We start from the raw sequence: 20,074 nt of genomic DNA, 5'->3' as shown, positions 1-20,074 counted from the left end.
GCTTCAGGCCCGCGCGGACGCGGAGCCGCGGCGGTCGGCGCTCTTGCCCTTCGGCTCCGGGCGCCCCGCCACCGGTACGTCCAGGGGGCGGGCGAGGCCTGAGACGCCCTCGTCGAGGCGTTGGAGGTGGCGCAGAACGCGGTAGGTGACCGTGCCGGGGTTCGGGGCGCCGGAGCCGTCGGATTCGAGGAGGGAGATGATGGTGGCGCCGGAGCTGACCTTGGCGTCGGTCCGGTCGCCGCGCAGGTGGGCGGTGATGGTCTCGATGTTGTGGGCGATGCGGCGGCCGACGCGTTCCAGGCGGGGGTCGGCGGCGATGGTCTTGCTGTAGGGGAGCAGTTCGGCGGTGGCTGCCAGGGAGCGGGCGTGGTAGGCGCTGGTCTCCAGGAGGGCGACGAGGTAGCGGACGGTCTGGCGGCGTACGCGGAGCGGGCTGATGGGGTGGGTCAGCGGGCGGGTGGAGGCGCGCAGTTCGTCCAGGGCGGTGTCCAGGTCGCGGGACAGGCCCAGCAGGTCGGTGGCGGGGCCGCCGCTGAGCTGGTCGACGGCGGCGGAGACGACCTCGTCCAGTTTGGTCAGGACGGTGCCGAGGAGGTCGTCGGTGCGCCGGTCGGTGTGGACGGGCAGGACGACGGCCGCGGCGATGATCCCGCAGGCGGCACCGAGGGCGGTCTCCTCGATGCGCAGGATGAGGACGTCGAGGCTGTAGGTGTTCAGGAGGGTGTAGAGCAGGCCGAGCATCGCCGTGACGAAGAAGGACATCAGGGCGTAGGACAGGGGCGCCGTGAAGAACATGGCAAAGACGAAGAGGAGGATCAGCGCGAACGCCGTCCAGGTGTGGTTGCCGACCAGGCCGGCGAGCCCGACGCCCGCGACCACGCCGAGGACCGTACCGAGCAGCCGCCGGTAGCCCTTGATGATGACCTCGCCGGTGGAGGCGGTGTTCAGGAAGACGACCCAGCAGGTCAGCACGGCCCAGTACCAGCGCTGGGCGGACAGGAACTCGCCGCCGATGATGGCGAGCGTGGAGCCCACCGCGATCTGGAACGCGGCCCGGGTGGTGGGGCGCCGCAGGCCCTTGGCGTCGTCCTCCTCCTCGGGCTCCGCGCCGCCGGCCAGCGCGACGTCCTCGGCGTCGAACTCCTCGCGGGAGCGGGTCGTCGCGGGCGTGTCGTCGGACTCGTCCTGCGGGCCGTCCAGCGCGAGCCGCAGGCCCAGTACGGAGCGGGCGGCCTCGCCGATGCCGCGGAAGACGTCCTGGACGGCGATCGAGGCGCGCGGCAGGTTGTCCTCGTCGCGGTAGCCGAGCAGCCGGTTGCGTACGTGGGCGACGGCCGTGCCGGGCTGGTCGGCCGCGCCCCGGGACACCAGCAGGTGCAGGGCGTTGAGGTCGCGGCGCAGGGTGACGGTCGCGGCGTCCTCGGCCGGCATCTCGTTCTTGGCCGTGGGCAGGGGCGCCTGCGGCAGGTGGAGGGTGAGGGTGTCCGCGCGCTCGGCGGTGCGCGCGTTGAGCAGCAGGACGCCCAGCCGTTCGGTGGCGATCTCGGCGTCCGCGATACGGCGTTGCAGCAGCGCGGCGCCGGCCGCGTCGCGGGTGCCGTCCTCCAGTCGGCCCTGGATCATCAGGGCCGACTCGTGCAGCCGCGCGGTGTGCCGCCGCAGGTCGTCGAGGACCTTGTCGAGCTGGTCGGGGCGGGCGTCCAGCAGCTCGATGTGGGTGGCGACGAGCTGGGCGACCCGGGCCCGGAAGGCGCCGCGCAGCCACCGCAGGATGCGCTGCGGTGTCTCCGGTACGACGGTGAAGCGGACGACGGCGCTGCACACGAAGGCGACGGCCAGGGTCAGCGCCAGCACGGGCAGGGCGGAGACGGTGGCGCCGACGAACAGGGAGACGAAGTAGGTCTGGAAGCCGATCAGGCCCAGCGCGGTCCCGCGGTCGCCGAACCGGCGGCAGTAGACGGCGCCGAAGATGAGGGCGACGAAGAAGATGTCGCCCGCGATGACCTGGCTGTGCAGCAGCGCGCCGAGGGAGATCGCGGCGAGCGCCACCGGCAGGCCGAGCGCGAGGGTGACCGCCTGGCCGCGTACCTGCTTCTCCTTGATCGCGAAGGTGGCGACCATCGCCGTCATGGCGCCGGCGACCAGGTGCGTGACGTCGGTGCCGAGGACGGCGAGGACGACGAGGGTGAGCGCGATCGCCGCCACCGTCCGCAGTCCCGCCATCAGCCGCAGCAGCCCCGGGTCGGACGCCGCGAATCGGTCCCACACGCCGGTCAGGCTCCGTCGTATCACTGCCCCCACGCTGCCGTACTCTCCCGTCCCTGCCGCGAACTGCCAACGCTTCAGCATCCCATGACCAGAAATTGTCCGGCGTCCGCTGCCGGTGGATGCCCGGTGTTTGTTTCCGGGTTGTGACGGACCGTGGAGAAAGTGACAGCCGTGCTCCGGGATACGGTAAAGGCCCCCTGCGAAGGTAAGAGGAGAGGCTGATGAGCTCGTCCCCGGTCGCCGCTGAGGCGTTTTCGTGTTTTCTCGCGCGGCTGGCGGCCGGTGGGGCCGGTGCGGGCGGTGACGGCCCGGGTGACGGGGGTGGTCCGGAGGCGCCCGGGTGGCTGACGCAGATGGCGGCGGCGCTGTTCGACGGGCAGGACGCCGACGCGGCCGAGGGCTGGGCGCGGCGGGTGCACGGGGCGCTGGAGCGCCTTGCGGGGCAGGTCACGCTGGGTGTGGCGCACGATTGGCAGGTGCGTACGGCGCTGCCGGCGGTGGAGACGGCGAGCATCCGGCGAGGTGGTACGGGCGCGGCGCCGGCGGCCCTGCGCGCGGTGCACGAGCGGGCGCTGGCGGGGGAGCGGGTCACGGAGAGCGAGTGGGCCGCGGCGCTGGAACCGGCGTTGCGGGAGATTTACCGGCTCGCTTATGCCTATGCCGACGCCTTCGCCACGGCGGCGGCCAATGCCCGGGCTTATGCGGCGGCCAATGATTACGGCGAGGAGAAGACCGCGGAGTTCGCGGAGTATTACGCGAAGCTCAACACCGGTGCCAATGCACGGTCGTTCGCCGACGCCCACGCACTCGCCAATTCCCGGGCGCTGGCGGCGGCGTACGCGGGGGAGGACGCACGGGCCGCCGCCGACGCGTACTTGGGCGCGTACGTGAACGCCTGTGCCCTGGCCGAAGCCAACCGGGAGGTGGCCGACGGGCAGGAGGACGAGCGGCGGCGGCAGGCGTACGGGCGGCTCGCGGACGGGCTGGCGGACAGCCTGACGAGGGCGGCGGCCTGAGCCGTAACGGTTCTCCGCCCCGGGGTGCCGGACCCCGGGGCGGACGCCGCCGCGCGCGTCACGCCCGAGGGCGGCTCCCCTTGATCGCGACCCGCCGCCCGTAGCGCGTCTGCGGGTAGTAGTCCCAGGTCGCGTGGTGCTGTAGGCAGCGGTTGTCCCAGAAGACCAGCGTCCCGGGCGCCCAGCGGACCCGGCAGTTCAGCAGCGGCGTCCGGGCGATGTGGTCGAAGAGCATGGCGAGCACCGCTTTGCTCTCGTCGCGGGAGAGCTGCGGGATGTGCGAGGTGTAGGCGCCGTTGACGAACAGCAGTTGGCGGCCGGTCTCAGGATGGCGGACCACGACGGGGTGTTCGTTGACGGGGACGGTGTAGTCGGCGGGTGGGGTCTGGCCCTGCCAGGGGAGGATGCCGTCGTGGACGGCGGTCAGCCCGTCGAGGAACTCCCGCATGGCCGGGGACAGCAGCTCGTACGCCAGGTGCATGTTGGCGAAGAGGGTGTCGCCGCCGCTGCCGCCCTCCGGGACGCGCAGGATGTGGAGCATCGAGCCGAGCGAGGGCTCCTCGTCGGCGGTGCCGTCGGCGTGCCAGCCGTTGCCGGCCACGGCGCGCGACTCCTTGGTGGTGCTGATCTCCAGGACGTACGGGTCGGCGTCCTCGGCCGCGGCCGCCACCGGGTGCAGCTCGCCGAAGTGTCCGGCCAGCCGTTTGTGGTCCTCGGGCGTCAGCGTCTGGTCGCGGAAGACCAGCACGTGGTGGGCGAGGAAGGCGCGCCGCAGCTCGTCCACCTGGCCGGGGCCGAGCTCCTGCGACAGGTCGAGGCCGGAGATCTCGGCACCCGTGAGCGGGGTGATCGGGTCCACCGAGATCGTGTCGTAGACCTCGGGCTTCCTGGTCGTGACGCGTTCGACTGCGTCCAGTGCGTACTGCTCCATTGCGCCCCTCCTGGGGTGGTGCGGGTGGTACGGGTGGATCGGGGAACGGGGGAAACCGGCGGGACGGGGGACGGGGGACGGGGGACCGGGACGGGTGTCAGAGCCCCCGGGCCAGCAGGTCGGCCAGGATGATCCGGCCGAAGGCGAGGTTGCCGTGGATCGCGTCGTTGGGTTCGCAGAGTTCGGGGCGCTGGCGTCCCGCCGCGTCGGTGACGCGCTCGCGCAGGTCCACGACCTCCACCCCGAGTGCGGTGACGGCGCGCCGTACGACGTCCTGTGCCGCCATGAAGACGTCCGGGTCGGACAGGCCCGGCACCCGCTGCGGCGGCATCACGGCCAAGACGCGCAGGCCCAGGCCGCGGGCGTGCTCGTAGAAGACGAGCGCGTCGCGGACCGTCGCGCGGACCAGGTCGTCGAAGAGCCGGCTCGCCAGGAAGTCCGGTGCGAAGCCGCCGCCGCGTACCCGGTAGATCAGCCAGTTCTCGGTGGTCGCGACGAAGTGGGCGCTGAAGCCGAAGGTGCACACCAGCGGGACGGTCAGCTCCCCGAGGCCCGCGATGCCCAGTTCGTCCAGGAAGCGGCGGTAGTACGTGTCCGCCTCGGGCTTGCGGAAGGTGACATCGGTGCCGCGCAGGTCGAAGAAGCCGGCGTTGAAGTCGCGGCCCGCGCCGATCGGTCCGCCGCTGAACGGGATGCCGGCCGCCTTCGCCGCCCGGCCGACGGGCCCGGCGTGCGAGTCGCCGAGCAGCAGGAACCGGGCGGGGGCGGCGGGCCCCGGCTCAGCCCTGGTGGTAGTAGTCGAGTACGGCGTCGTCACACCAGAAGTCCTCTCCGGTCGTGGGCTGGGCGGGGACGGCGGCGGGACGCGGCTGCTCGGCCGGCACCCGGGCGAGCGCGTCGAAGAACTGGCGCATCACGAAGGCGACGCCGTCCGGCGTGACCGTGCGCAGGTTCGGCTCGAAGAATCCGGCCCTGAACGGGAAGCCGGTGACGATCTCGTACGCGGGGAAGTAGTCGACGTACTCGTGGTCCTGGGCGAGCTGCCCGGCCACGGCGCGCAGCACGGACTTCGAGTACGTGGTGGCGGTCAGGGCGTGGCCGCCGGTGGCGGTCGCGGTCAGCGGGACCGGCGAGACGGTCAGCAGCACGCGCAGGCCCGGGTTGGCGGCGCGGGCCAGTTCGATGGCGTGCGACAGGTCGCGGTGCACCTCGGCGAAGGTGAAGTTGTGGAACGCGTACCGTCCGGCGTCGAAGGTGCCGCGTACCGTGCCGGGGCAGACCGGCTGGACGGTGCCGTTTTCGCGGTCCAGCCACGCCTCGGTCAGGCCCAGCGTGAAGATGAAGCAGTCCGCCTCGGCAACCGCGCCGCGCAGCGCCGCGAGCGTCGTCCCGCGGGCGGCCCGTACCGCGTCGGCCGAGGGGTGTCCCGCCGGGTCGACCGACGGGCGGAACGGGTCGTACCAGCGGCCGCCCTCGGCCCAGACCTCGTCGGGCGGCGTGGTCTCGCCGTGTGCCCAGGACAGCCACTGCCGCAGTGTCGCGGCGGTGTAGATGTTGCCGGTACGGAAGGAGAAGACGCCGTAGTGGCGGGCCCGCCGCTCCTCCTCGGACAGACCGGGCGGTGCCGGTTCGGCGTCCCGCCAGTTCATGCCGCGTTCGAGCAGGGCGCGGCCGATGTGCCGGGCGAAGCAGGAACCGGCGGTGAGGACGGTGTCGTCCTGGCCGACGGCGAACTTGGGGGTCCACAGTCCGCCGATGTCCGCCGGGTCCGGTTCGGCCACGGCGGAGCGCCAGAACGAGCGCGGCGGCAGGGATTGGTACGGGTTCATGGTGGTGGCCTCGGCTCGGTGGGCGAGCGGTCGCAGGGGGTCGGGTGGGGCGGAAGTGGCAGGAGGGGCGAAGGCGCCGGGACTGCCCGGAGCCCCGGGGGCGCCGGGGGCGCGAGGGGTTTCGGGTGCACCAGTGGCGTCCGGGCCCTCCGTGGCGCCCGGGACGTGCCCTCCTGTCGGGTACGGCATCAGTCGCCCCCGGGCCCCGCCGGCGCGGCGGCGTCGACCGCGTCCGCCACGGCCTGGACGTACGGGGGCCGGACGATGCCGTAGTGCGTGGTGTCCAGGCTCTGCCAGTTGCGCAGGTCCGGCAGCCGTTCCCGCCACCTGAGCTGCTGTGACTCCGGCGAGCCCAGGTTCGGCAGCCCGTCCACCGGCCGGTTGGCCAGCCACAGGCGGCTGGGGGTGCCGGACAGCCGGGGCACTTCGTGGCGCGCCATGCCCGCCACGTTGGCCCGGCAGCAGCGTGCCAGCCGCTCGGCGTACGCCTGGGCCTCCCGGCTCGCCGGTGCCCCCGTGCCGCCCTGTCCCAGCTCGTGTGCGAAGACCGCGTCGAGCTGTGTCTCGTCGTACGCCCTGAAGTGCGGCGCGGCGTCCGGCGGCGGCGGGTCGAGCAGGTGGAGCGCGGCGGCCGGGTGACCTGCCGCTTCCGCTTCGGCCGCCATCGCCTGCGCCACCCACGCGCCGAAGGACCAGCCGGCGAGCTGCCGCCGCCAGGCGGTGTGCGGGAAGCGGGCCTGGAGGGCGGCGTGGTAGCGGCGGGCGCGTTCGGTCAGGGACCAGGCCGGCAGGTCGGGCCGGCGCAGCCCGGGGTCGGCGATCAGGCAGACGGTGAGGCGCGGGTCGACTGCCGTCACCAGCGCCCGGTACGCCTGGATGTCACCGCCGACCGGGTGGACCAGGCAGAGCAGGTCACGGCCGGTGCCCTGCTGCCAGACCTCCAGCACCACCGGGTCGTCGTCGGCCTGGCCGGGGGCCGCGTACGGGCCTGCCGGCTCGGCCGCCCCGGACGTCCCGGTCCCCACGGACGCCTCGGTCCCCGGAGCCGCGCCGACCTTCGCCAGGACCTCGTTCAGGCTGACCTGGTGGCTGAGCTGGGACAGCTCCAGGCCGACGCCGAACTGCTCCTCGACCTTGCCGATCAGGTCGAGCATGGTCAGGGAGTCGGCGCCCTGGTCGTAGAGCGAGGCGTCCCGGTCGAGTGCGTCCAGGCCGAGCCAGCGGCCGAGCCAGTCGGCGAGTTCGGCGGCGGCCGTCTCGGACGCGGAGGGCGGGGCGGCGCCGGTCTCGGCGGGTGCGTGCGCCGGGGCCGCGTAGAACGCGCGGGCCTGATCGACGGGGGTCGTCGAGACCAGCAGGTGCGGAAGCTGCAACCGCAAGGCGCGCGCGAAGAGTTCCTGGCCCTCCTTGACCGCCAGGCCGACGGCGAGGTGTGCCTGGTGGCGGGCGTCCGCCCGCAGGGCGTCCCGCGCCATGCCGACCTCGCTCCAGATGTCCCAGTCGATGCCGATCCGCAGGGTCGTCTCGGCCGCGTCGGCCCGGTGGCGGGCGAAGCCGTCCAGCAGGCCGTTGGCGGCGGCGTAGTCGAACTGGCCGATGCCGCCGAACAGCGCCGCCATCGACGAGCAGTACGCGGCGAAGGCCGGCCGGTGGCGCTCGATCAGCCGCTCGACCAGGAGGGCGCCGTGCAGTTTGGCGGCCATGGCCTGCCGCATCGCCGGGGCGTCGCGCCGGGCGAGCAGGCCGCCGGCCGCCGTGCCCACGGCGTGCACGACACCGTCGATCCGGTGGGTGAGGCCGTCGAGCCGGGCGAGGACCGTGTCCGGTGGTGTCGTGGCGAGGTCGGCCGCGACGAGTTCGACGCGGTCCGCCCACGAGGACAGTTCGGCGGGCAGGTGCGGCTGCCGGGACAGCAGGATCACCCGGCTGTCGGACCGGGCCAGCAGCCAGGCCGCGAGGCTGCTGCCGATGCCGCCGGTACCGCCGAGGATCAGGTACGTGCCCGGCTCGTCCGGCAGTGCGGAAGGCAGCGTCGGTGCGGGCGCGGGCACCGGCAGCAGCGCCGGCTGCCACCAGTACCCCTGCCGCAGCGCCAGCCGCCTGGGCAGCGCGTCCGCGTCGTCGTCCGGCACCGGCATCGAGGCGAGCTGTGGCGCCCAGTCGGCGAGATCGCGGCCGGGCAGGTCCAGCCAGCGGCTGTCGACGGCGCACTCCTGCGCCGGTACTTCACAGGCACCCGCCAGCAGGCCCGACTCCGGCCGTTGTACGGGCCCTTCGACCGGCTGGGCCCCGTACGAGAGCCACCAGGGCCGCAGCAGCGCCGCCTGCGGGGTTCCGGCGACGGCTTGCAGCAGGGCGGCGGGCGTGTCGAGGCACGCCCAGCGGGCCTGCGCCAGGGCGTCCTCGTCCACCGGGCCGCCGACCGCCAGCGGCAGCGCGTGCAGCCAGTCGACGCCGGCCTCGCCCGGGTCGCCCAGCGCGTCGAGCAGGTGCCGCAGCGAGGCCGGGTCGGCCGGGTCCACCTCGTACGCGTCGTCCGCCAGGCGGGCGAACGCACCGGCCGCGCTGACCCGCACCACCCGGGACCGGACCGCCTCGAAGGGACGCAGCGCCCCGGGCGGCAGCGGCTCGGCCGTCATGACCACCAGCAGCCCGCCGGGGGTGCGCGGCGCGGGGGCCTGGGCGGCGCGGCTCCGCCGCACCCAGTGCGGCTGGTGCAGCCAGGCGGTGTCCGGGAGCCGCTGGGGGAGCGGTTCCGCGGTGACCCGGTCCGCGGTGCCGTCCGGGTCCGGCGCGGCGCGCCGGAAGTCGTACTCCGCCAGCTCGAACGCCGGGGGCGGGAAGTCCCACGGGGCCTGTGCCGGACCGGCGGGCCAGCGGACCGCCCGGCCTTGCCGCCAGGCTTCGGCCAGTTCCTCGGGGGAACGGCCCTCGGCCGGCAGCGCTTCCTCGGTCGCGTCCGCGCCGACCGGTGCCGGGCCGGTGTCCGCGACCGTACGCAGCCACGCCACCGCACTCGCCGCGTCCGCGCAGACCGCCGCGGCCCGCCACCGGCGGCCGGGCCGCCCTGCCTGGAGGTGGCGCAGCACCCGGCCGTACTCCTCGGGCCGGGTCCGGAGGAAGTCGGCGATGCGTGCGGCATCGGCGCGCAGCCCGGCCTCGCTGCTGCTGGACAGCGGCAGGCACGGCACGGCGTCGGCAGCCTCCGCCCGCTCACCGGCCTCCAGGACGAGATGGGCGTTGGTGCCACCGATGCCGAAGCTGCTGACGGCCGCCACCCGGGGCCGCCCTTCGGGCCAGGGCCGTGCCTCGGTCGGTATGAGGAACGGCGCGGAGTCGGTGCCGATCTGCGGGTTGAGCCGGTGGAAGTCGACGTTGGGCGGGATCACGCCGTGGTGGACCGCCAGGGCGGCCCGTACCAGGCCGACCACGCCCGCGGCGGCGCCGAGGTGCCCGATCTGGCTCTTCACCGAGGCCAGCGCGCAGTGGCCGGGCCCGTCCAGGTCGAACGCCTGGCGCAGGGCGCCGACCTCGACCGGGTCGCCCAGCGTGGTGCCGGTGCCGTGCGCCTCGACGTAGCCGAGGTCGGCGCCGGTCCGGCCGCTGCGGCGCAGCGCGGCGCGGATCACCTCGCGCTGCCCGGCGAGCGAGGGCGCGCTGTAACTGAGCTTGGCGGAACCGTCGTTGTTCAGCGCCGAGCCGGTGACCACCGCGTACACGGTGTCGCCGGCCTGCCGCGCCAGCCGCAGCGGCTTGAGCACCACCACGCCGACACCGCTGGCGCCGATGGTACCGCTGGCGTCGTCGCTGAACGGACGGCAGTGCCCGTCCTTGGAGAAGATGTGCTGTGGCCGGTAGCGGTAGCCGTCGGCGAGCAGCGTGTCGACCAGGACGCCGCCGGCCAGCATCACGTCGGCGTCGCCCTGCCGCAGCAGACCGGCGGCGACGTGCACCGCCACGAGTGAACTGGCGCAGGCCGCCTGCACGGTGAAGGCCGGGCCCGACAGGTCGAGGTGGTAGGCGACCTTGGTGGTGAGGAAGTCCTTGTCGTGGTGGAGCGCCATCTGGAAGCCGTCCGGCACATACGCCGGGTCCGCCTCGCGCAGGATGGACCGGTAGTACGTGTTCTCGCCGCAGCCCGCGACGATGCCGACGCGTTGCCCGGCCGGGTCGGTGATGCCCGCGTGGGCCATGGCCTGCACCGAACTCATCAGCAGGTGGCGCTGTTGCGGATCCATCAGCCGGGCTTCCTGGCGGCTGATGCCGAAGTGGTCCGGGTCGAAGTCCAGCAGGCCGGACATCTGGCTGCGGGCGCCGACCAGGCCGTCGGCGGCGTCGAAGTGCTCGATGCCGCGCTCGCCGTGGCGCACCAGGTCCCAGAAGGCGCCGAGGTCGTCGGCGCCGGGCAGCCGTACGGCCATGCCGACGACGGCGATCGGATCGTCGGCCACGCCGGGCGACGGCGTGTCCCGGCCCACCGCCACCCGCGCCGCCGGTCCTGGCGGGCCCGCCAGGAACCGTGCCAGCCGCCGGACCGTGACGTGCTCGAACAGATCGGGGACGGCGAACGACAGGCCGGGCTCGGCGGTGCACCGCAGGTGGAAGCGCATCAGGTCGAGGCTGGACGCCCCCGCGTCGAAGAACCGCTCGTCCGGGCCGACCGGCACGCCGACCACCTCCTCGAACAGCTCCGTGAGCCGCGCCTCGGCCGGCGACAGGGCCACTGCCGTGGCCGTGCCGCGCGGGCGCAGCTCCTCGCCCGGCGCGGTCAGCGCCCGGCGGCGGTCCAGCTTGCCGCTCGGGGTGAGCGGGAGGGACGGGAGCCGCCGGAAACGGTCGATCCGTACGTACGGAGGCAGCAGCGGCGCCAGATGGGCGGCCAGGTCCCGCGGTGTGGGCGACGCGTCGCGGCACTGGAGGCAGGCCACCAGCCGGTCGCCGTCGCGCACCACGACGGCGTTGACGACGCCCGGGTGCTGCACCAGCGCCGCCTCGACCTGTCCCAGTTCCAGCCGGTGGCCGCTCAGCTTGACCTGCTGGTCGTCGCGGCCCAGGTAGTGCAGCAGCCCGTCCCGGTCGAAGCGGGCCAGGTCGCCGCTGCGGTAGAAGGTGCCGAGGCCGGGCAGGTCGACGAAGCGGGACGCGTTGAGCGCCGCGTCACCGAGGTAGCAGGGCGCGGCCATCGGGCCGCCGATCAGCAGCCGCCCGGGGCAGCCCGGCGGTACGGGCGCGTCGGCCTCGTCGACGACCCGCAGCCACGCGTGGGCGACGGGCCTGCCGATGGCCGGGCGCTCCGGCCACCGCGCCGGGTCGCCGTCCAGGCGGAGGCTGCTGACCACATGGGTCTCGGTCGGCCCGTAGTGGTTGAACAGCCGCGCGCCGGGCAGCCCGGCGAACCAGCGGCGGATCGCGTCCGTGCACAGCAACTGCTCGCCCGCGGTGACCACCTCGCGCAGCCGGGACGGGAAGCGGCCCAGCCGGACGCCGTGCTCGGCCAGCAGGTGCAGCGCGACGTACGGCATGAAGACGCGCTCGACGCCGGCCGTTTCGAGCTGCTCCAGCAGGGCCGGTGCGTCCTGCCGCCAGCCGGGCCGTACGAGATGCAGCCGGCCGCCGCCGCACAGCGTGCCGAAGATCTCCTGGAAGGACACGTCGAAGGAGAGCATGGAGAACTGCTGGGTGACCGCGCCGCCGGCCAGACCACCGGCCTCGGCCTGCCACTGCAACAGGTTGCACAGCGTACGGTCCGGCACCTGCACGCCCTTGGGGGTGCCGGTGGAGCCGGAGGTGAACAGCGTGTAGAGCGGCCGCCGTCCGTCGTGGGGCGGCTCGTCGCACCCGGGCGGTTCCGGGGTGACGGCAGGCAGGGTGACCGGGTGGCGCGGCAGGTTTTCCGGAGCGATCGCGTCGACCGCGGCCGTACCGTCCGGCGGCACCAGGACACAGAGCGGCCGCACCTGGTCGAGAATCTGCCGCAGCAGCGCGGGCGGGTAGGACGGGTCGAGCGGCACGATGGTGAGGTTGAGCCGGGCCAGCGCCAGCAGCGCCACGACGTGTTCGGCCGAGGGCTCGAAGTGGAGCGCGACGCAGCGCGGCCGGCTGTCGTCCTCCGGGGGCAGCGGGTGGGACGCCCGCAGTTCGGCGGCCAGCGCGACCGCGTGCGCGCGGAGTTCGGCGTAGGTCAGGGTACGGCCGTCGGTGACCAGCGCGGGGGCGTCGGGGGTCAGCGCGGCCTGGCGGGCGAAGCCCTCGGCGACCGTACGGAAGGCCGGGGGAGTCGCGGCGCCGCGGCCGGGGTCGGGCAGGCCGCTACGGTACGGGCCCACCAACTCGGCGAGCGTGGCCGTGCCGCCCTCGGCCAGGGCGTCCAGCCCCTGCCGGAACAGGCCGGACAGGGCCGCCACCTCGGCGGCGTCGAAGTGGTCGGCGGCGTACTCCCACAGGCAGTCGAAGCCCGCCTCGTGCTCGACCACGGACAGCGTCAGCGGGCACTTCGCCTCGGCGGGCACCGGCCACTCGGGGCGGGAGGCGCAGCCGGGCAGCGCCAGCGCGCCGAAATCGGTGTTCTCCAGGACGAAGAGGAAGTCGAACGGCGTGCCGCCGGCGCGGTTCCGCCGGTCGGCCAGGACATCGGCCAGCGCCACGTCCTGGTGGTCCAACACCTCCTGTACGGCGGCCCCCTGGCGCAGAAGCTGCGCGCGCAACCGCTCACCGGGCGCGAGGTCCAGCGGGAGCAGCACGGTGTTGGCGAACATGCCGACGCTGTCCTCGAAAGCCTGCACCGGCCGGTTGGCCACCGGCCCGGCGATCCGCGGCCGCGAGCGGCCGGTCACGCCGTACAGGCTCCAGGCGAACACGCCCAGCAACACCTGGAAGCGGGTGAGCCCCAGCTCGGCGCAGAGCCTGTCGAGTGCCGCGCGGCGGCCCGGGTCGAGTGGGGCGCGCAGCAGCCGCCCGTTGGCACGGGGCCGGGGGCGGGCGGGCTCCAGCGGAGCCGTCTCCTCGTCGTCCAGCCTGCTCAAGCGCTTGTGCAGCGCGGCGCGTTGCGCCCGGTAGGCGTCGGTCCCGAACCACTCGGCCTGCCATCCCGCGTAGTCGAGCGGGGTCGGCGCCACGGCGGGCTGCGCCGTCCCGGTGCCGTTCCGCCCGGCCGCGTAGCCGTCCGACAGCTCACGGAACAGGACGTTGAGCGACCAGCCGTCGACCGCGATGTGGTGCAGGTGCAGCAGCAGGACGCCGCCTCCGGGCCGCGCCAGGCAGGTCGCTCGCAGCAGGCGCGGGCGGGCGAGGTCGAAGGGGACGGCGAAGAGGCGGTCGGCGGCGGGGCGCCAGTCGGGTTCCGCGGCCACCGGCGCGTCGGACCCGGCCCGTGTGCCGCCCTCCGGTGTGGTGAACCCGGTCCCGACGCCGGTCTCGGGTACGGCGGACCCAGCCCGTACGCCGGTACCAGGTACGTCGGTCCCGGGTACGTCGATCCCGGTCCGCACGCCGGTGACGGCGCCGGACGCCGTCAGCGTCTCCGGCGCCACCCACGGGTCGTACGCCTCGCCCACCGCCTGCCGCAGCCCCTCCGGCGTGGCCTCGAAGGCCGTACGGAGCGCCGGGTGGCGCACGACCAGCCGGCGCAGGGCCTCCCGCAGGGCCGCGATGTCGATCTCGCCGTCCAGCCGGAAGGCCAGCGGGACGTCGTACGCGCAGGACCGTGGGTCCTGCTGTTGCAGGAGCCACAGTCGCTGCTGCTCGGAGGTGGCGGGCGCGGAGCGGGCGCCGGAGGGCGCGGCCGGCTCCGGGTACGGGGAATTCGCCCCGGAGCGGGCCTCTGCGACGGCGGCGGCGAGCTGCGCGAAGTCGCCCCGCAGTACGGCCGCCTGGGGCAGTTCGCAGCCCCACAGCCGTCGCACCTCGAAGCGCAGCCGCAGCGCCTTGAGCGAGTCGCCGCCGTTGGCGATCCAGCGGTCACCCGGCCGCAGGCCCGATACGCCGAGCACCCGGCCCACCAGCTCCAGGACCTCACGCTGCCAGGGGGTGGCGGCCGCATCCGCCGCCGACTCCGGGCGCTGCCAGGGGCGGTCGTCACGACGCGACAGTGCCGTTCCGTCGATCTTGCCGTTGGCGTTGAGCGGCAGTTCGTCCACCAGGAAGACGTGGTGCGGGCGCATGTAGGCCGGCAGACCGGCCGCCAGGTGCCGGTCGAAGGCGTCGAACGACAGCTCGTCGCCGAGCACCAGGTAGGCCAGCAGCTCGTTGACGCCGTGCGCGTCGCGGCGGGTGCGCACATGGGCCTGGCGCACCGCCGGGTGGGCCTCGATCTGCCGCTCCAGCTCGCCCGGCTCGATGCGGAAGCCCCGCACCTTGACCTGGCGGTCGGCGCGGCCCACGTAGGTGAGCAGGCCGTGGGCGTCCCGGCGCACGAGGTCGCCGGTGCGGTAGTGGCGGGCCTCGCCGCCGTCGTGCCAGGGCAGGCGGACGAAGCGGCGCGCGGTCTCGTCGGGCAGGTTGCGGTAGCCCACCGCCAGTGCCTCACCCGACAGGTACAGTTCGGCCGTCTCGCCGGGCTCGGCCGGTCGTGCGCCGTCGTCGGCCACCACCAGGGCGCCGGTGCCCGGCAGGGCCTGCCCGATGGGCACCACGTCCGCGGCGAAGTCGCGGGGGATGGGGTGGCAGAGGGCGAAGGTGGTGGCCTCGGTGGGGCCGTAGATGTTGTGGAGCCGGGTGGTGCTCGTGGGGTTGTCGCGGTACCAGCGGCGCACCAGGGCGGCGTTGAGCTGCTCACCGCCGACGAGCACCTGGCCGACGCCGGAGAAGCAGTCCGGCACCTTGTCGGCGACCGCGTTGAACAGCGCCGTGGTGATGAACATCGTGTCGACGCGCGCCCGCCGCAGCGCGGCGGTCAGCAGGTGCGGCGTCTGCACCTCCTCGTCGCCGAGGATCACGCAGCAGCCGCCGGTCAGCAGCGGCACCCACACTTCGAAACTCAGCGCGTCGAAGGCGGGGTTGGCCAGGCAGGCGTAGCGCGTGCCCACGTCCGGCCGGATGTACCCCGGGCGCGCGAGCCGCAGGATCCCGGCGTCCCGTACTTCGACGCCCTTGGGCCGGCCGGTGGTCCCCGAGGTGTAGAACACGAAGGACGCGGGCGCGGCGGCGGGGAGCGGCAGCGGGGCCTCGTCGTCGGCCGGGCCGGCGGCGAGCAGCCCGGCCACCGGGAGGGCCCGTATGTCCTCGGGCAGCCCGTCGGGTGCCGTCCCGCCGTGGATCAGTGTCCCGCAGGCGGAGTCCGTCAGGATGTGGCGCCGCCGCCCGGGCGGGCTCAGCCGGTCGAGCGGCACGACCACGGCGCCCAGCCGCAGGATGCCGAGCATCGTACAGACCAGTTGCCACGAGCGCGGCAGACAGACCGCCACCGCCTGGCCGGAACGGACGCCGTGGCGGCGCAGGGACCGGGCGACGGCGGCACTGGCGGTGTCGAGTCCGGCGTAGTCCAGATGCCGGTCGCCGTCCACGACGGCGACGGCGGCCGGTCTGCGGCGGGCCTGCGCGAGCACGCGGCCGGCCAGCCCGGGGGAGGCCGGGAGCCCGGCCGCAACGGTCGATTCGGGTTCCATCATCACTCCTGCGCCTGGGCTGACTCGGCTTCCGGCCCGGTGGGCTGCGACGGCCCGGAGGCCGGGGCACCGGGGAGCGGAGGAGGGACGGCCGGAGCGCCCGGCGGCGAGGCGGCCGGGAAGCGGGCCAGCTCGGCTTCGATCAGCGCGGCCACCCGCAGCACCTCGGTGCTCTCCAGCATCTCCCAGTGGTCGCAGTACGCCGGTTCCACCACGAAGTCACCCTTCGCGCGGCGCTGCCAGAAGTCCCGTACCCCCTGGAGGAGGGGCGTTTCGCCGCCGTCCTCGACGGCCTGGACCAGGACCGTGCGGGCCGTCGTCGGCGGAGCGTGGTAGGCGCCCGCGGTCTGCCGGTTGTGGTTGTAGACGCGGAAGTACTGGTCGATCTGCTCGTCGTCGATGCCGGGGTACATGCCGTTGAACTTGACCAGCTTGTCCCGGAACTCGGCCATCTCCACCGGCGCCGTCGCGGCGCGGTCGGCCGGCTCGTCCGAGCCCTGGGTGTCGAGCAGGACCACGCTGACGTCCTCGCGGCCGGACTCCGCCAGCAGACGCCCCATCTCGTGGGCGACCAGACCGCCGTACGAGAGGCCGGTGAGCACCAGCGGGCCGGCCGGCAGCGGCTCGACGAGCTTCAGGTAGGCCTCGGCCATCGCCTCCACCGTCGGCAGGAACGTCTCGCCGGGGTTCACTCCGGGCGACTGGATGCCGTGGACGCCGCACGACTCCGGCAGCGCCTTGGCCAGCGGCAGATAGCAGAAGGCGGTGCCACCGGCCGGATGGACGCAGATCACCCGCTGCCGCCCGTCACCCGCGCGGAACTCGATCAGATTGCTGTCCGGCCGCCCCGATGCGCCGCGCCGCAGCCGCCCGCCCAGCGCCTCGATGGTCGGATGCAGCATGAGGTCGCGCACCGGCAGCGTCTCGCCGAACTCCTCGCGGACGGCGTGCGCCAGCTTGATGGCGGAGATCGACGTGCCGCCGATGTCGAAGAAGCTGTCCCGGACGCCGATCTCGGACCGGACCAGCACCCGCTGCCATATCCGGTACAGCGCCAGCTCGATGTGGTCGCGGGGGCTGGCCAGGTTGACCTGTACGGGGCCGCCGGCTCGTGCCCGGTCCAGCAGGGCCGCGCGGTCCGGCTTGCCGTTGGGGGTACGCGGCAGGCGCGGCAACTCGACGAAGAGCGCCGGGATCATGTAACCGGGCAGGCGGCGCGCCAGCGTGGCGCGCCAGGTGTCGGGCTGCTCGGGCGCGGCGTCACCCCGGCCGAGGAAGGCCACCAGGCGCGCCTGGCCGGCCGCGTCCCGGTCCGCCAGCACCACCGCCTCGCGCACGCCGGGCCCGTCGAGCAGCGCCGCCTCGACCTCGCCCGGCTCGATGCGGAAACCGCGCAGCTTGACCTGGTGGTCGCGGCGGCCGACGTACTCCGCGTTCCCGTCCGGCAGCCGCCGGGCCAGGTCGCCGGTGCGGTACATCCGCTCACCGGGCGCGAAGGGGTCCGGCACGAAGCGTTCGGCGGTCAGGCCCGGGCGGCCGACGTAGCCGCGGGCCAGGCCCGCGCCGCCGATGTAGACCTCGCCGGTCACCCCGGCGGGCACCGGCGCCAGGCGGTCGTCGAGCAGCCGGACCCGGGTGCCGTCCAGGGGGCGGCCGACCGGGCACGGCCGGGGAAGCGGGAGCGGTTCGGTGTAGCCGGTGCTGAAGACCGTGGTCTCGGTGGGGCCGTAGCCGTTGAGCAGGCGCAGCTCCGGCAGGAACTCCCGCATCCGGTGCAGGGCCTGCTCCGGCACGGGCTCCACACCCGTCAGCAGCCGGCGCAGCGACAGGCCCGCCAGCCGCTCCTCGGGCGCCTCGTCGATCCACGTGATGAAGGCGGGCGGCAGGAACGCCTGGGCGATGCGGTGGGTGCGCAGCCACTCCATCAACGCCTCGGGGTCCGCGCGGAGTTCCCCGGGCACCGGGTGCAGGGTCCCGCCGGTGGTGAGCGGCAGCAGGATCTCGAACACCGAGCAGTCGAAGCCGATGCCCGACCACAGGGAGGCGGCTTCGCCCGCCCCGGCGTCGAACCGTGCCAGCCAGTGGTCGAAGAGGGCGGCAACGTTGCCATGTGTGGCGGCGACGCCCTTGGGCCGGCCGGTGGAGCCCGAAGTGAAGATCACGTAGGCGAGCCGGTCGGGGTGCGGGGCGATGCCGGGCGCGTCGTCCCGCCGCCCCTCCGCCTCGACGGCGGCCTGTGACTCCCGGCCGTCCGACGGTACGGCCGCGTCGCTCAGTACGAGCGCGGGCGCGGCGTCCTCCACCATGCGGGCCAGCCGCTCCGCGGGCAGATCGGGGTCGAGCGGCAGATACGCGGCACCGGCCTTGAGGATGCCGAGGATGCCCACCACCAGAGCGGCGGAACGCCCGGCGTGCAGCCCGACGACCTGGTCCGGGCGCACGCCGCGGGAGATCAGGGCGTGGGCGAGCCGGTTGGCGCGCCGCTCCAGCGTGGCGTAGTCGAGCTGTTCACCGTCGCACACCAGGGCCGTACGGTCGGGCCGCTCGCGTACCCGGCTCTCGAAACGCTCGACCGGGCCGGGCCGTGGCCCGGTGCGGCCGGTCGCGTCCCAGTCGGCCACCAGGTGCCGCCGCTCCGGCTCGTCGAGCAGCGCCAGGGCGTCGGCGGCCTCGGCGGGGTCCGCGGCCATCTGCGCCAGTACGTGCCGCAGACAACGGCCGTACCTTTCCACGGTTTCCGCGTCGAACAGCGCACTGGCGTAATCCAGGCTGCCGACGATACGGCCGTCCTCTTCCGCCAGGGACAGCGTCAGGTCGAACTTCGCGACGTCGTACGGCGAATCCAGCGACGTCACCTCGATATCCGGCAGCGACAACTCGCCTGCTTCGCTGTTCTGCCACGCGAACATGGTCTGGAACAGCGGGGTGTGGGCCGGGCTGCGGGACGGATTGACGAGCTCCACCACCTGCTCCCACGGCAGGTCCTGGTTTTCCAGCGCCTTCAGGGCGACGCCGCGTACCCGCTTGAGCAGTTCGGCCACCGTCGGGCCGCCGGAAAGGTCGATGCGCAGGGCCAGCGTATTGACGAAAAAGCCGATCAGACCCTCCAGTTCGGCCCTCCGGCGATTGGCCACCGGTGTGCCGATCACCACATCGGTCTGGCCCGACAGTCGGGAGAGGACCAGGGACCAGCCCGTCAGCAAGGTCATGAACAAGGTGCTGCCGTTGCGCCGGCCGACGTCCTTGAGGGCGGCGGTCAATTCCGCGTCGAATTCCAGGCGCAGCTTTCCGCCGTGGTAGTCCTGTTCGGCCGGGCGCGGCCGGTCGGTCGGCAGTTCCAGCAGGGCGGGAGCCCCGTCCAGCGCCTTCTTCCAGTGGGCGGCCTGTTTGGCCGGCACACCGTCGGCGAGCCACTTGCGCTGCCACGCGGCGTAATCGGCGTACTGCACCGGCAAGGGCGGCAGCGGGTTATCCCCACCGTCGCGGAAAGCGGTGTAGAGCGCGGCGACTTCCCGTGTGAGTACCGTCATCGACCAACCGTCGGAGGCGATGTGATGCGCGGTCAGCAGGAGGACGTGGTGGTCGGCGGCCAGCACCACCAGACGCCCGCGGATCAGTGGGCCGCCGGCCAGGTCGAACGGTGCCGTGGCCTCCTCCCGCTGGAGAGCGGCGAGCCGCGTCCCGGCGTCGGTCGCGCCGTCGGACTCGGTCAGATCGTGCACGCGCAGGGCAAATCCCACGTCCGCCGGGTCGATCTGCTGGACGGGCTCGCCCGCCACGGCGACCAGGCGCGTGCGCAGCACTTCGTGACGGGCCACCAAGGCGTCCAGCGCGCGGGTCAGCGCCGCCCGGTCCAGTGGTCCGCGCAGCCGGAACGCCTGCGGCATGTGGTACGCCTCGCCGGCGCCCCGCAGGTGCGCCAGAAACCACAGCCGCTGCTGCGCGAAAGACAGCGCCAGTGGTCCGGTACGGCAGGTCAGCGGCTCAACAGCGGTCTGCTTCCGCGTCGTCCGGGGGTGTTCGGAAGTCGATGCGCGGAACGTTTGGTTCGCCGGCAAAACTGGCTCTTCTTCTCTGCGAGGAGGTCTTTTCGTGCGGACGGCCGAATGCCTGCCGCCGGCCGGCCCGAATACCGATCGGTAAGGGGGCGAAGAGGGGTGGTCGGCGGTATCGGTTCGGGCGCCGCGCAGGCCGCTGCGGACAGCATGGCGGAACTCGCGGATCCGGCCCGCCGTGCGGGTCGCTCGGAGTTCGCGCATGCGGGCCGGAAGGGCTCGACGTGGGCGGAAACCCGGGGGTGAGGGGTACTGCGGTGCTGTTTTCGTCGCGGCGGTGAGGGCGGGCAAAGCCATCGGGACTTCCGTCGGGAAGCGCCGGTCACCCGGCCGATCGGAACGGGCCGGCCCACCACCTCAAGTGACCATGGTG

At 74.0% G+C, this 20,074-nt stretch carries 7 protein-coding genes; 1 reads left to right on the top strand and 6 read right to left on the bottom strand.

Going from position 1 to position 20,074, the window contains the following annotated elements; translation table 11 throughout:
- Positions 1–3 precede the first annotated feature (3 nt).
- The gene (locus ACH4EB_RS16915; RefSeq protein ID WP_398348277.1) at positions 4–2,349 is read right to left on the bottom strand and encodes an FUSC family protein; all 2,346 of its coding nucleotides are present in this window, start codon (positions 2,347–2,349) and stop codon (positions 4–6) included.
- Positions 2,350–2,489: 140 nt separating this feature from the next.
- Here ACH4EB_RS16915 and ACH4EB_RS16910 point away from each other — a divergent pair, with 140 nt between their 5' ends.
- A complete protein-coding gene (locus tag ACH4EB_RS16910; RefSeq protein ID WP_398348276.1) occupies positions 2,490–3,284 on the top strand; it encodes a SpcZ in 795 nt (264 codons plus the stop codon).
- A gap of 58 nt (positions 3,285–3,342) precedes the next feature.
- Here the strand turns inward: ACH4EB_RS16910 and ACH4EB_RS16905 are convergent, their stop codons facing one another.
- The 5 genes from ACH4EB_RS16905 to ACH4EB_RS16885 form a co-directional block, all read right to left on the bottom strand.
- Positions 3,343–4,215 carry a TauD/TfdA dioxygenase family protein gene (locus tag ACH4EB_RS16905; protein WP_398348275.1) on the bottom strand — a complete coding sequence of 291 codons (873 nt, stop codon included), beginning with the start codon at positions 4,213–4,215 and terminating at the stop codon, positions 3,343–3,345.
- Positions 4,216–4,312: 97 nt separating this feature from the next.
- On the bottom strand, positions 4,313–5,032 hold the full coding sequence (locus tag ACH4EB_RS16900) for a hypothetical protein (protein ID WP_398348273.1): 720 nt from the start codon (positions 5,030–5,032) through the stop codon (positions 4,313–4,315).
- Positions 4,995–6,044: a GSCFA domain-containing protein gene (locus ACH4EB_RS16895; protein WP_398348272.1), complete on the bottom strand. Its 1,050-nt coding sequence runs from the start codon at positions 6,042–6,044 to the stop codon at positions 4,995–4,997. The genes ACH4EB_RS16900 and ACH4EB_RS16895 overlap by 38 nt, the downstream gene beginning before the upstream one ends.
- Positions 6,045–6,232: 188 nt before the next feature.
- Complete coding sequence (locus ACH4EB_RS16890) at positions 6,233–15,649, bottom strand: amino acid adenylation domain-containing protein (protein WP_398348271.1); 9,417 nt, start codon at positions 15,647–15,649, stop codon at positions 6,233–6,235.
- Entirely contained in the window at positions 15,649–19,704 is a 4,056-nt protein-coding gene (locus tag ACH4EB_RS16885; RefSeq protein ID WP_398348270.1) for an amino acid adenylation domain-containing protein, read from the bottom strand. Before ACH4EB_RS16885 ends, ACH4EB_RS16890 begins: the two co-directional genes overlap by 1 nt.
- Positions 19,705–20,074 lie beyond the last annotated feature (370 nt).

The sequence above is a fragment of the Streptomyces sp. NPDC018045 genome (assembly GCF_044327445.1).
GTDB lineage: Bacteria > Actinomycetota > Actinomycetes > Streptomycetales > Streptomycetaceae > Streptomyces.
Note: the sequence above shows the minus strand (reverse complement) of the source record. Positions and strands in the feature narration are given on the sequence as shown.

Excerpts from the sequence above, each read along its gene's own strand:
- ACH4EB_RS16915 (WP_398348277.1), bottom strand. The coding sequence starts at position 2,349 with ATGCTGAAGCGTTGGCAGTTCGCGGCAGGGACGGGAGAGTACGGCAGC.
- ACH4EB_RS16910 (WP_398348276.1), top strand. The coding sequence starts at position 2,490 with ATGAGCTCGTCCCCGGTCGCCGCTGAGGCGTTTTCGTGTTTTCTCGCG.
- ACH4EB_RS16905 (WP_398348275.1), bottom strand. The coding sequence starts at position 4,215 with ATGGAGCAGTACGCACTGGACGCAGTCGAACGCGTCACGACCAGGAAG.
- ACH4EB_RS16895 (WP_398348272.1), bottom strand. The coding sequence starts at position 6,044 with ATGAACCCGTACCAATCCCTGCCGCCGCGCTCGTTCTGGCGCTCCGCC.
- ACH4EB_RS16890 (WP_398348271.1), bottom strand. The coding sequence starts at position 15,649 with ATGATGGAACCCGAATCGACCGTTGCGGCCGGGCTCCCGGCCTCCCCC.